This window comes from Streptomyces coerulescens (assembly GCF_042657965.1).
Classification (GTDB): Bacteria; Actinomycetota; Actinomycetes; order Streptomycetales; family Streptomycetaceae; genus Streptomyces; species Streptomyces coerulescens.
Genome location: NZ_JBHSKM010000024.1, coordinates 305,672 through 318,237, shown reverse-complemented (window position 1 = coordinate 318,237; position 12,566 = coordinate 305,672). Strand labels below are relative to the sequence as shown.

Genomic DNA, 12,566 nt, shown 5'->3' with positions numbered 1-12,566 from the left:
ACACCCGCGGCGTCGACGCGTTCACCGAGGCCGACTCCGAATGCGCCTCAGCCCATCCGGATTGCGACGGGCACCAGCCCGATGCCGTGGTCATCCCCTTCCGGGAGGACCACAGCGGCTGGAGCACCAGCGAGGCCCCGCCTGATCAAGGTCGGGCAATGGCCTCGAGTTCCCGTTTCAGCCGGGCGATGGCGCTTTCCGGTGTCTCTCGCTGGGCCATGACGTCCTGGACGATGGCCTGAACCGCGAGATTCACCTGGTCGTAACGCGGGGACTTGGGCCGCGGCTTCGCGGCCAGCACTGCCTTGCGCAGGGTGGGCAGATAGGGGTACTGCCGAATGAGCGCCGGGTCGCTGTAGAGGTCGGCCCGCACGGGAGGCAGGCCGCCGTCGGCCAGGACCTGCCGTTGGACCCGGTCACTGGTCAGGTACGCCAGGAGATCATTCGCCGAGGCACGGTGACGGGAGTTCGCGTTGATCGCGAGATTGGAGCCGCCCAGGATCCCGGCTGCGTGGTCCCGCGTACCCGGCAGTGGCACCACACCGAACTTGCCGGCGACTTCGGAGTCCGCGCCATTGGCCAGTGCGTATACGTAGGGCCAGTTGCGAAGGAAAAGAAGTCGGCCTTCTTGGAAGGCTGTGCGGGATTCCTCTTCCTTATAGGTGAGTGCCTCCTTGGGGATCCAGCCCTCTCGCACTCCGTCGGCGAGGAACTCCAGGGCCCGGCGGGCAGCGGGCGAGTCCACCGTCACCCGATTTCCTTCGTCGACCAGGATGGAACCGCCTTGGGCCTGTACTGCTTCGGCGGCGTTCACCGTCAGGCCTTCGTAGGGCAGGAATTGCCCTGCATATCCGTCCAGCCCATATTTCGGTGCCAGTGTCTTGGCCAGGCGTTCCAGCTCGGCCCAGGTGCTCGGTGGCTTCTCCCCCTCTTTATCCAGGATGTCCTTGCGGTAATAGAACAGACCGGCGTTGGTCACGTACGGCAGTGCGTACAGACGCCCGTCGAAGGTCGCGGTGTCCACGACGGGAGGGAGGAAGGTCTTGATGGGGAAGCGGTCGGCATTGAGGGGAGAGATCCAGCCCGCGGCGGCGAATTCCGAGGTCCATGCCACGTCGATATTGAGGACGTCGTAGCGGTCGCTGCCGGAGCGGAGGCTGGTGGACATCTGCGCCCGGACCTCGTCGGCGGCTTCGGGCAGTTCGACGAGGGTGACCTTCTCCTGGGGGTGGGCCCGGTTCCAGTCCTTCAGGACCCCGTCCAGGTATCCGGTGAGGTCCCCGCCCGTGACCAGCGTCATCGGACCTCTGCCAGCGGTCTGCCGGGATTCCGCCCCGGTGGCCGTGCAGCCGGCGTAACCGGCGCCGATCAGGGCAGCCACCAGTAGCCCCCTGCCCGCGGCACGGGTCCACCGCATGACTCCTCCTGATGCAATGAACAGCAATTGCACCCTACTCGATCTGTCTAACGGTTATGTATTTAGGGGATACTGGACGTCACGCAGGCGTCCGGAAAATTTCAGCGTCCCAATGGGGCGGGCTACCCAATATGACCTTACGTCGGGGAAGGGAGGCGGGCGAGATTGCGTCTGGCTCTGCTGGCCCTCCTGGCCAATGGACCGGCCCACGGCTACCAGCTCAAGCGGGCGCTCGAGGACCTGCTCGGCGCGGCATATCCCCAGCCGAATATCGGGCAGATCTATGTGACCTTGGGCAGGCTGGAGAAGTCAGGTCTCATCGAGGGTGAGGATGTCGCTCAGGAGACCCGTCCGAACAAACGGACCTACCAACTGACTCCGGCAGGGCGTGAGGCGGTGGTCGCGTGGTTCGAGGAGCCCACCGACGAACCTCGGGTCCGGGGTGATTTCTTCATGAAGATTGCCTTGGCCCCGGAATCAGGGGTGGCCGACCAGATCTCGTTGATCAACAAGCAGCGCCGCCACTATCTGAACGTCATGCGTGATCTGTCGAAGCTGGCTGCGGCCGAGGACCAGGAAAATCGGGTGGCACAGCTGCTGATCGAAGGCGCCGTGCTGCACCTTCAGGCGGACCTCGACTGGTTGGAGCGTTGTCAGGAGGAGCTGGAATGAAGCGCCAGGCGCCTTCCGGGTCCGGCGGGACCGACTCTGCCGCCGACGGGAAGCAAGCCACGGAGACCGAGCCGCTCCTGCGCGCCGAGAACCTGGTCAAGACCCACCAGGCTGTGGGGGCCGCCGTCAAGGCTGTGCGCGGGGTGGACCTGAGTGTCGGGCGCGGTGAGTTCGTGGCCATCACCGGCCCTTCCGGTGCCGGTAAATCCACGCTGCTCCATCTCCTCGGCGGTCTCGACCGTCCCGACGCCGGCCGGATCTGGATCGAGGGGCGGCGGACCGACGCCTACAGCGAGGCCCGCTGGGCCCTGCTGCGCCGCCGTAGCATCGGGATCGTTTTCCAGTTCTTCAACCTCGTCTCCCAGTTGACCGTGGCCGACAACGTCGAGCTGCCGGCGCTGCTGGCCGGGTACAGCCCTGTGCAGGCTCGAAAGGCACGCGCGGAGCTGCTGTCCGACCTCGGCCTCGAGGGCAAGGAGAACAGCACTCCTGGTGAGCTGTCCGGCGGGGAACAACAACGCGTCGCCCTCGCTCGCGCCCTGGTCAACCATCCGGCTCTGCTGCTCGCCGACGAACCGGCCGGCAGCCTGGACAGCAAGGGCACCCGGGAGGTGCTGCGACTCCTCTCCCGCTTCCACGGGCGGGGTCAGACCATCGTGCTCGTCTCCCACGACGCCCGGATGGCGAGCGCTGCCGACCGAGTCATCAGCCTCTTCGACGGCCGGATCACCGACGACGCCACGCTGAGCCGTGAGGGGCCGCGGCCCGGTGGAGTCTCCGGCACGCTGGACCTCGGGGGCTGACCGATGCGTGCCATGGTGCGCTGGGTACGGGCCGATCTCCGCGGGCACCGCGGAGAGGCCTTCTTCCTGCTGCTGGCGACCGCCGGGATCATCGTCTCCCTGCTGCTCGCCGGGGCCCTTCTCAGTTACGCGGCCAACCCGTGGCAGCGGATCTTCACCCAGTCCTCCGGCGCTCACGTATGGATTCAGACCAAGGCCGGCGCCGACCCCGGAGCCTTCGGCCGGCTCGACGGGGTGGAGGCCGTGTCAGGGCCGTTCCGCACCGCACCCGCGACCGCCGGTGTGGCCGGGAGCACGGCAGCGGTACAGGTGCGAGCCGTCGGCGCCGAGCCGCCGGGGGTGGCCCGGCCGCTGGTCACAGCCGGCCGCTGGCTGCCTCCCGGCGCTGCGGACGAGGCCGTACTGGAGAGTTCGTTGGCTCGCGCGCTGTGGGCCGAGCCCGGGGACGAGGTGAGCGTGCGCGTCAAGGACGAAGCCGCACACTCCCTGCGTATCGCCGGTATCGCCGACATCGCTGAGCCGCAGTACGAGCCGGGCGAGGTGCCCGGAGTGGTGTGGGTGTCCACGACCACGTTCCTCCTGATGGCACCGAACGAGCCGCACGAGCAGGTCATCGGGCTACGGCTCACCGATCCCCAGGACACCGACTATGTGATCCAGCGCGCCGTCACAGAGCTCGGCGCCGACCAGATCGACGGCATCTCCACCTGGCAGGACGCACGGGCCAAGGCGCAGGGGGGCGACCGGCTCCTCGGACTGCTGCTGGGCGTTTTCGGCGTGGGCGCGCTGCTGGCGGCAGCGCTTGCCGGGGCGGGTGCGGTCGGCACCAGAATCCTCAGCTCGCTCCGGGACATCTCCGTGCTGAAGGCGATCGGTTTCACTCCGGCGCAGCTGATCCGGATGTTTCTGGTCGAGTACCTGGCTCTGGCCGTGCTGGGCATCGTCGCCGGTGCGCTGCTGACCGAGTTGCTGGGAGCCCGTCTGCCCGGCCGTGCCGGGGAGGCCGTGCAGCTGTGGCAGGCGCTCCCCGGGCATGTCTGGGTGCCCACCGGTGTGGTCGCCGGGGCCATCGTCCTGATCACCGCGACGATCGCGTCAGTGGCCTGGCGGGCGGGCCGCGTACCGCCGGTACCGGGGGCCCGGGCAGCCGTCCCCTCCGGTCGGCGGATGTCCGGAACCGTACGGCGCGCGCTCGGCCTTCACCTGCCGCCCGCCCTTGTTCTGGGCTGGCGCGGCGCCTTCCAGTTCCCCCTTCGCGCAGGTGCGGCGGTGGGACGTCTGGCTGTCCCTCTCCTGCTCATCACGATCGCGCTCGGCACCTGGACGACGCTCGACCGGTTCGAGAACGACCCCCAGGACGTCGGGATCGTTGCCGCGCTGACGGCCCGCGGCGACGGTATCGACGACACCTCGCTACGGCGTCTGCTCACCTCGGATCCGGCGGTGGCAGGCGTCTATGCGGGTGCCAACGTCGCGGCGCTGGTACCGGGGCAGACCGGCACGATCACACTCCGGGGTCTGGGCACCACGGGTGCTCCGTACCCGTTCGCCGTGGCCGAGGGCCGGGCGCCCGAGGGCCCGGACGAGGCCATCGCCGGGCAGGGGCTGCTCGACCTGCTCGGTGTGAAGGTCGGGGACTGGGTCCGCATGACGGTCGGGGGCAGCCCTCAGGTCCTGCACATCGTCGGTCGCGGCATCGAGCCCGAGGACAGTGGACGGGTCATCTCCACCTCCCTGAACACATTGCAGGAAAACGATCCCGCACTCCGGCCGGACTTCTACGCCCTCGTCCTCGAACCGGGCGCCGACCCCTCGGCCGTCAGGGACCGGATCAATGAGGATGCGGGCGGACGGCTGGACATCCGTGAGAGCGCGAACCCGGTCGGCGAGCTCACTTCCGTACAGCCGGTGATCGCCGGCCTGGTCGCGGTGCTGGCGCTGATCGGCCTTGCGGAACTTTCGACGACCATCGCCGCCGGGGTGCGGGACCGTCGCCGTGACCTCCTGGCGCTCAAGGCCATCGGGCTGACGCCGCGGCAGATCGTGGCGGTCATCGTGGCCGGTACCGGCTTTATCGCCTTGGCTGCCGCGGTGGTCGGCACATGCCTGGGAGTGCTGGCTTCCCAGTGGCTCATCAATCTGCAGGGGGCTTCCAGCGGCATCGGCTCGGGCATCGCTCAGCCACCGCCGGTCATCACGCTGGTCGTCCTGGCAGCGGCCGCGGTGATCGGTGCGGTCGCCGTATCGGTCCTGCCCGCGGTGCGCGCTGTGCGCCACCGACTCGCGGACACCCTCAGTGAGACCATGTGACCCGTCTGTCCCAGGTCATATCAGGCCCTCGCGCAGTGCATAGGCCACGGCCTGGGAGCGGTTCTTCAGCTGGTAGCGGCTTGTGATGTCGTGCAGCGCGCTCTTGACGGTGCGCTCGGAGTAGCTGAGCTCGCGTGCGATTTCGCGTGTGTCGTAGCCCTCGGCGACCAGTTGCAGCACGCGCATTTCCCGTTCCGACAGACCTGTCGGCTGTTCCTGGACCGCAGCCGCGGGGAGGAGGGAGCCTTGCCCTGCTGTCGCACCGACGATGAGCTGAACCAGCCGGCACGCGTTGGCCTCGGCGCGCGGGAGGACCGCGCACACCCCCACTGCCGACACCTCCCACAGCCGTTCCTCGGCCGGTTCGTCGGTGACCAGCACCATGCGGGAGCACCTGCGGCTGCTCACCGCCCGCAGAGCACGCACCGTGGCGTCCGAGAAAGCTTCGACCGCGGCCACGGCCACCGTGCGTGCGGTGATGCCGTCCCTGCCGACGAGAGTCACCTCCGGCCGGCTTTTGAGTGCCGCTTCCAGACCCGCTGCCGTGAGGGGGTCTTCGGCATGGACGAACACCGGTATCCGCGTGGTCACAGACGCACCTGCTTCTCTTGTTTTTCATCAGAGCTCGGCCACTCGTAACGCTCCGTCCCGCACTGGGACCGACTTCTCGGCACTACGCAGCCGGAGGGATGCTCTGCGTCGCGGCTGCCCTGCCGACTCGGAGGCCGACGCGGCTTCGCCAGCTGTCCGGCTCGGCACTTATGTCCATCCACTCCGACAGATGGTCGACGATGTCGAGTCCGCGGCCTCGCTCTTCGTCAAGGTCATCGCAGCGAGGGCGGGACACCCGTGTGGCGGGACCGGTATCGGCCACATCGATGCACAGCTGCTCGTCCGACAGACTCACATTCACCGTCATCTCGGCGCCGCCATGCTGAGCCGCGTTACCCGCCAGCTCGCTGACGATCAGCCCTGCGGCATCCCGGTCCGGCTCTACGACTCCCCAGCTCGCCAGGAGGGCGAGGACGAAATGCCGGACGGTGCGTACTCGGCACGCCTCCGCCGGCAGGGCCATCATCGCCCGCCGGCAGGTGTCCGGCTCGTGCACATCGGCAACCGCAAGGGATGGTGCCGCGGTGCGGCTCGGCAAGGGACGGAACCTGTGTGGTGTGGCGACACCGGCTTGTGTGGGATTCATGTCATGCCTCGCTGACTTCTTCAGCCACCGGACGGGTATGCCATGCGCCTGTGACAGCGCGCGCTGCTCGGCGATACCGGGCACAGGTTGCTGGAAGGGCTCCCCCCGCCGGGCCCTGAGGGGCCGGCGGTCTCAATCTCCTGCGGGAGCTTCATGCATACATGTTATGTATCACGCGCTGACACGGTCAATGCGTCTACGCAGGAAAACTCACAGGTAACCTGCGTGAATGCGCGGAAGGATCACCACGAGGCGAGGTCAACATGTAAGTAGGGCCGCCCGCCGCCGATCACGCAGGGGCCGTACGGGACTGAACTCAGTCCTGGTACGCCTCGGCTGCCGCTTCCTCGAGCTCCGCGGCCGCGCTCTCGGGGTCGGAGGGGTCACGCAGAAAGTTCTGCAGGATCCGCCACTGGCTGGCGCCGCTGGTACCGCCGAAGGATGCCGGGGCCTGGTCGGACATGTCGAAGCGCACCTGGTCCTCAGCAGCGATCAACGAGTCGGCCATGGCGCGAGTGGTGAGGCTGTCATAGGTGTGGATGTCGAGCCGTTTGTTGGGTGAAAGAAATCCACCCAGCTTCGCCCACACAGCCGCCGCCTCCGCGGTGGCAAGATATTCGACCAGCTTCATCCCGGCAGCCGAGTTCTTGCCGTCTTTCAGGACGACCGCGGCGTCACCACCACTGATGATGGGGAAAATGCCGCCCTTGGCGGCGGGGAAGGAGAAGAAGCTGACGTCCTGGCCGATCGCCTTGCCGAACCGGTCCTTGGCGACACCGGCGACGAAATCACCCTCGAAGACCATGCCGGCTTCCGGCTCCGTCCCGAAGACCTTCTCCACCGAGCCGGGAAAGTCGGTATTCAGGGCACCTTCCCGACCTCCCGCGATGAGATGGTCTTCCTTGAAGAGCTTACCGAGGGAAGTGAGTGCCTCGACGACCGATGCGTCGGTCCATTTCAGCTCGTGGGCAGCCAGGGCATCGTATTTCTCGGGTCCTGCTTGCGACAGGTAGACGTTTTCGAACCAGTCCGTGAGGGTCCAACCGTCCCGCCCGGCAATGGCGAACGCGGCGAGTCCCGAGTCGGAGATGGCCTGGCCGGCGGACAGCATTTCCGCAAATGTCGTGGGCCGCCCGACATTCGCCTCGGCGAAAACGCTGGGGCTGTACCAGACGGCCGATTTATTGGCCACCTTGTAGTACACGCCGTACAGGCTGCCGTTCACGCTGCCGTACTCTCTCCACACGTCGGCGTAGTTTGCGTCCACTGCCTCCCGCGCTGAGACCGAAAGCGGCTCCAGCCATCCGTTGCGTTCGAACTGCCCGAGCACGCCCAGCTGCGGGAGCAAGGCCACGTCCGGTGCGTCCCCGTCTTCGATCATGCCGCCTACGGCAGTGGACACGTTGTTTCCCGTGGACACGAAGGTCACGTTCGCCCCGGTCTTGTCGCTGAAGGCGTCGAGTACCTTCTGGAAGTTCTTCTGCTCACTTCCGGTCCAGGCGCCGGCCACGGTGATACGCGTACCGCTCAGCTCCTTGTCCCCACCGTCTTTCTCGGAGAGTCCGGAGCATGCGACGCTGGAAACCAAAAGGAGTGCGATACAGCAGGCGAGCGGGGTGTCTTGTCGACGCATTGTTGTTGATGTCCTTCTCGGGACGGCGCAGCGGCGCTCTCACCGGGTGAGGTGATGGTGCCGAGGCATGCGAAGGCTCGGATATCGGCCAGAGGAATGCACGCATGCTAGGGAGGGCTTCCGGAGGTCTCAACGAGCGCGCACAAAGCGTGCACCTTCGGGCAGCGGGGCCTGCTGCCGGACAACTGTCCGAGGCGCTCTGGAGGACCGTTGCCGCTAGGGCGACGACGTGGTGCGCTTCATCCGCGACGGCCGTCGCACGCCGAGCGGCCACACTCAGGACGTGCTTGCCCAGCCCAGGAAGCTCAGTCGAACCTGACGGTCCCAGAGGCCTCGCCCCAGCGGCTTCGACTCTGAGCGACTTCGTACATGGCGGCCGTGGCCGTCGTGCAGACCGCGACAGTGCACAACAACAGAGTGATGCCCATGGGCTGGCTGCTTTGGGAGGGCAGTACAGGCGTGCCCCACGCCGGTAGAGGGGCGCTGTGCTGCGGTAGGAGCACTACATACCGCAGCGCCGCCCTCCGCCAAGAGGGCAGCCTGCGGCATGCACCGGGGGCGAGGCGGGGTTGGCGCGGTGGCCACCCAACTATCCATCTGGAGCGACGGCTTGGCTCTTGTTTTCTGGCGTTCCGACACCGGCGAACGCGACCGTGCCCTCGATGGACACGAGAGTTCCGTCGTCGCCCTGTGCGCCGTGGAGGTGACAGAGCGCGTCCTGTTGGCAAGTCTGGGCGAGGACAAGACCGTTCGGCTGTGGGAACCGGCCAGCGGCTGGTGCGTAGGTACGCTCCCTGGTGAGGATCTGGCCTTCACGCTGCACGCCGTCACGGTCGAGGGACACTCACTACTTGCCGGCACCAGCAGCGACCTGGTCCGGCTGCTGGACCCGGAGACCGGCCGGATCGCCATCACCCTCCAAGGCCACTCCGACTCCGTGGACTCCCTCTGTGTCCTGCGCGTCAACGGCCGAGACCTGCTCGCCAGTGGTGGCGCCGACCACACCGTGCGGCTGTGGGACCCGGCCGCACCGCGCGCCCAGTCGTGTGAGCGCGATCCGCGCCCTCTCTCCCGCGTACAACAGCGGTAGTCCGCTCGTCGCCGCCAACGGCGACGACGGCGGCACCGAGCTGCGCGATCCCGACTCCGGCGCCGTCGTCGGCACGTTGAAGGGCAACCGCGACTGGGCCACGGACGGGCAGGACGGCGCGGTCTGGATGTGGGATGCGGTCTCTGGTCGACGCCACAAATTGATTGCCGCAACCGAGACCCTTGCGATGTGCGCGCTGCCCGTGACTGGGCGGACCGCGCTCGCCACCGCGCACGCATGGAGGGGTGTGCCTGTGGGACGCCGAACGGGGCCAACTCGTCGGAGACCTCTCGGGCCACACGGGAGCGGTCAACGCAGTGAGCGTGGTCGGTGACGGAGGTCACCTCCTCGCCACCGCCGGCAGCGACCGGACCGTGCGTCTGTGGGACGTGGCGGACCGGGCGCTGGTCAAGGAGATTCCGGTACATCATCCGGAGCTTGCCGTCACATGGCCGACACAGCGGCTGATCGTCGGGCTCGACCACGGGCTGCTGGCACTGGCGCTGGGGGATGTGGGCCGCTACACCGTCGACGGGTGAGCCGGGGCACAAGGGGTCCCAGAAGCGGCACTTCTCTTCCCAGTGTTGGGTGACGGTCGGCACCCTCGTCACGCAAGGACCGACAGTCGTGGCGTGCACGAACGCAAGATCTCCTGCGTTGCCGCGCTGATCGCCACGTCTGCGGCCCGGCACCTGCCCACGGGGAGCTATAGACCGTCCTAAAATGGAACAAATTATCCATCGACGATCGAGGGCAACGTGTCGGCCAACGGTGTGGCATCGAACTTGTACCCGTTCGGCGCCGCAAGTGTCGGCGAGGCGCCCGAGCGCGACGACGCGCTGGTCAGTGCCATCGTCGGTGCCGTGGAGCTGGCCGGAGCGCATACCGGAAGCGTGTTTCTGCTCTCCGGCGACCACCGCTCGCTCGTAGTGGCCGCGTCGTGCGGGTCGCCGCCCTCCCTGCTCAGCGGGTGGCGTCGGATCCCGGTGAACAGCGGTCTGCCAGTGGCGGAGGCGTACCGCTCCGGGCGCATGGTCCATCTGGCCGGCGCGGAGGAGACGATGCGGCGCTTCCCGCAGCTCTCGGTCGCCCTGCCCTACCCGTTCGGTTCTGCATCGGTCCCCGTACGGGCGGGCGAGCGGACGTTCGGCACCATGGCCGTGGTGTGGACGGCCAGGCCGGACGGGACAGGGCTGTCGAGGGCGCAGCGCCGGAAGCTGCGCTCCGCCGCCGACCGGCTGGGCACCACCCTCGACGGACTGCGGGCCCGCGGCGCGCTCGGTAAGTACGACGAACGGACGGCTCCGGTAGTGGTCCCGCTACCATCCGCTCCGGTGATCCGGGTGGGTCTGTTCGACTGGAATCTCGGCACCGGAGCCCTCACGGCCGACGACGAGCTGTGCGCGATCTTCGGAATACCGCCCCACGAGTTCGACGGACGGGCGGCCACCCTGGCGGCCATGATCGAACCCGCGGATCTGCCCGGCTTCCGGTCCGCCGCCCGTGCCGCGGTCCAGGAACGCCACGTACTGGCACACTGCCTGCGCATCCGGGACGGCCGCGGAGGCCACCACACCGTCGAGCTGTGGGGCAGGGTGCCCGAGAGCCCTGACGACCTTCAGGCCTCGGCCCATCTGGTCGGCGCCGTACTCGACTCCGGGAGCCGCATGGCCGCCGTGGCGGCGATCGAGCGGCTCGCGGACGGCTTCTTCGCGCTCTCGCCCGACGGTCGCGTCGCCTACGCCAACCACAGCCTGGAGGATCTGCTCCGGGTCCGCCAGGACGAACTGCTCGGCCGACGCCCCTGGGACGTCCTGCCCTGGCTGGCCGATCCCGTGTACGAGGACCGCTACCGGGCCGCCCTGATCTCCCAGCAACCGGTCTCCTTCCTGGTCCGCCGCCCACCGGCCACATGGCTGGTCTTCTCCCTCCACCCGGGCGCTCAGGGCATGACGGGCTGGGCGGCACCCGTGCGACAGCCGGTACCGGCCGACACCGGACCCGGGGCAACCCTCGCGGAAGGGGGGCCGCCCGCCTCCTGGTCGTCTCCGCCCGCGGCCCCGCGCGTGGGTTCCCTCTACCGGGTGCTCACGCTGGGCAGCGCGCTCACCGAGGCGGTCACCGCGCACGAGGTGTTCGAGGCCGTCGCCGAGCAGCTGCTGCCCGCTTTCGGCGGTCAGAAGCTGGCGATCGCCGTGGTGGAGGAGCGGCGCCTGCGCCTGCTCGATCAGCGCGGCTACTCGAAGCGCTTTCTCGCCCGGTTCGAAGGCACTCCGCTGCATGCCCGGCTGCCCGTGACGGACGCGCTGACCTCCGGGGCCCCGCTGTTCGTCGAGTCCCGTGAGGAGCTTCTGGAGACGTACCCCGGGATCATGGTCAGTCAGTCCAACTCCTGGGCGTTCCTGCCCTTGATCGCCTCGAATCGCCCGGTCGGCGTCTGCCTGCTCGGCTTCAACGACGTCCACCGATTTCCCGACGAGGAGCGCGGCGTCCTCACCGCACTGGGCGGCCTGATCGCCCAAGCCCTGGAACGCGCCAGGCTCTACGACGCCGAATTCGCCCTCGCCCGCGGCCTGCAGAACGCGCTGCTGCCGCACCGGCTGCCCACACTGCCGGGCCTTGATGTCACCGGGCGCTATCTTCCGGGCACCCGAGGGATGGACATCGGCGGCGACTGGTACGACGTCATCCCCACCGGCGACGAGGTCGCACTGATCGTCGGGGACGTCGAGGGGCACAACGTCGCCGCCGCGGCCGCCATGGGCCAGCTGCGAAGCGCGGTGCGGGCCTTCGCCACCGCCGGCCACCGGCCGAGCGACGTCGTCGCCAACACCAACCGGCTCCACATGGACCTCGACCCGGCGCTCCTCGCAAGCTGCTGCTACGCCCGCCTCCGTCCTCGCTCGGGGGTCGTGCGCATCGTCCGTGCCGGCCACCCCCTGCCCTTGCTGCGCCTGCCCGACGGCCGGGCCGAAGTCCTGGATGTGCCCGGCGGCCCTCTGCTCGGCATCGACACAGCGGCACACTTTCCGGAGTCGGAGCTGCACCTCGTACCCGGGTCGGTCCTGGCGCTGTACACGGACGGACTGATCGAGAGGCGTGACTCGGACATCGATTCCGACATCGACCGGCTGCGGGAGTCACTGGCCCGCATGGGCGGGGGCCGCCTGGAGGATCTGGCGGACGCACTGCTGCGGAACGCCCGCCGTTCCGCCGACAGGGCGGACGACATCGCCCTCCTGCTCACCGAGCTCGCCGCGCCACCGCAGACGGCGACAGAGCCGACGTCCGCACACGCCGGCTCCGGCCCGCCGCCGTGAGGCAGCAGGCTCTCCGAACCCCGCTGTCCCCTGCCCAGATCTTCCGATACGCCCCCTGGTAACTCGACGGGTCCCAGGTCCTGGCACTGTCCCTGTCGGCGGCCGTAGTGATGTGGAAGGGGG

At 68.4% G+C, this 12,566-nt stretch carries 10 protein-coding genes; 6 read left to right on the top strand and 4 right to left on the bottom strand.

What is annotated here, in order from left to right; all coding sequences use genetic code 11:
• Positions 1-145 precede the first annotated feature (145 nt).
• Entirely contained in the window at positions 146-1,417 is a 1,272-nt protein-coding gene (locus tag ACFPQ9_RS30935; RefSeq protein ID WP_380860702.1) for an ABC transporter substrate-binding protein, read from the bottom strand.
• Positions 1,418-1,582: 165 nt separating this feature from the next.
• Between ACFPQ9_RS30935 and ACFPQ9_RS30930 the strand changes: the two genes are divergently transcribed.
• The 3 genes from ACFPQ9_RS30930 to ACFPQ9_RS30920 are packed head-to-tail and all read left to right on the top strand — an operon-like array spanning position 1,583 to position 5,202.
• Positions 1,583-2,089 carry a PadR family transcriptional regulator gene (locus ACFPQ9_RS30930; protein ID WP_380860699.1) on the top strand — a complete coding sequence of 169 codons (507 nt, stop codon included), beginning with the start codon at positions 1,583-1,585 and terminating at the stop codon, positions 2,087-2,089.
• Positions 2,086-2,892 (top strand): ABC transporter ATP-binding protein, encoded by an 807-nt coding sequence (locus ACFPQ9_RS30925; protein WP_380860696.1) that lies wholly within the window; start codon positions 2,086-2,088, stop codon positions 2,890-2,892. The genes ACFPQ9_RS30930 and ACFPQ9_RS30925 overlap by 4 nt, the downstream gene beginning before the upstream one ends.
• A gap of 3 nt (positions 2,893-2,895) precedes the next feature.
• Entirely contained in the window at positions 2,896-5,202 is a 2,307-nt protein-coding gene (locus ACFPQ9_RS30920) for an ABC transporter permease (protein ID WP_380860693.1), read from the top strand.
• Between the two features lie 15 nt (positions 5,203-5,217).
• On the opposite strand, the gene ACFPQ9_RS30915 is transcribed toward ACFPQ9_RS30920, so the two are convergent.
• From ACFPQ9_RS30915 to ACFPQ9_RS30905, 3 genes are all read right to left on the bottom strand, one after another.
• Positions 5,218-5,793 (bottom strand): helix-turn-helix transcriptional regulator, encoded by a 576-nt coding sequence (locus ACFPQ9_RS30915; protein ID WP_380860690.1) that lies wholly within the window; start codon positions 5,791-5,793, stop codon positions 5,218-5,220.
• Between the two features lie 82 nt (positions 5,794-5,875).
• Positions 5,876-6,352: an ATP-binding protein gene (locus ACFPQ9_RS30910; protein ID WP_380860687.1), complete on the bottom strand. Its 477-nt coding sequence runs from the start codon at positions 6,350-6,352 to the stop codon at positions 5,876-5,878.
• Positions 6,353-6,716: 364 nt separating this feature from the next.
• Positions 6,717-8,033, bottom strand: a complete 1,317-nt coding sequence (locus ACFPQ9_RS30905) for an ABC transporter substrate-binding protein (RefSeq protein WP_380860684.1) — start codon at positions 8,031-8,033, stop codon at positions 6,717-6,719.
• Positions 8,034-8,643: 610 nt separating this feature from the next.
• Here ACFPQ9_RS30905 and ACFPQ9_RS30900 point away from each other — a divergent pair.
• The 3 genes from ACFPQ9_RS30900 to ACFPQ9_RS30890 all read left to right on the top strand — a co-directional run bounded on the left by ACFPQ9_RS30900 (position 8,644) and on the right by ACFPQ9_RS30890 (position 12,443).
• Positions 8,644-9,123 carry a WD40 repeat domain-containing protein gene (locus ACFPQ9_RS30900; RefSeq protein WP_380860681.1) on the top strand — a complete coding sequence of 160 codons (480 nt, stop codon included), beginning with the start codon at positions 8,644-8,646 and terminating at the stop codon, positions 9,121-9,123.
• Positions 9,124-9,440: 317 nt separating this feature from the next.
• Positions 9,441-9,662, top strand: a complete 222-nt coding sequence (locus tag ACFPQ9_RS30895) for a hypothetical protein (protein ID WP_380860678.1) — start codon at positions 9,441-9,443, stop codon at positions 9,660-9,662.
• Between the two features lie 234 nt (positions 9,663-9,896).
• Complete coding sequence (locus ACFPQ9_RS30890) at positions 9,897-12,443, top strand: SpoIIE family protein phosphatase (RefSeq protein WP_380860675.1); 2,547 nt, start codon at positions 9,897-9,899, stop codon at positions 12,441-12,443.
• Positions 12,444-12,566: the final 123 nt, after the last annotated feature.

What these genes read in the sequence shown, in the direction of transcription:
- ACFPQ9_RS30905 (WP_380860684.1), bottom strand. Translation starts at nt 8,033, where the DNA reads ATGCGTCGACAAGACACCCCGCTCGCCTGCTGTATCGCACTCCTTTTG.
- ACFPQ9_RS30925 (WP_380860696.1), top strand. Translation starts at nt 2,086, where the DNA reads ATGAAGCGCCAGGCGCCTTCCGGGTCCGGCGGGACCGACTCTGCCGCC.
- ACFPQ9_RS30920 (WP_380860693.1), top strand. Translation starts at nt 2,896, where the DNA reads ATGCGTGCCATGGTGCGCTGGGTACGGGCCGATCTCCGCGGGCACCGC.
- ACFPQ9_RS30935 (WP_380860702.1), bottom strand. Translation starts at nt 1,417, where the DNA reads ATGCGGTGGACCCGTGCCGCGGGCAGGGGGCTACTGGTGGCTGCCCTG.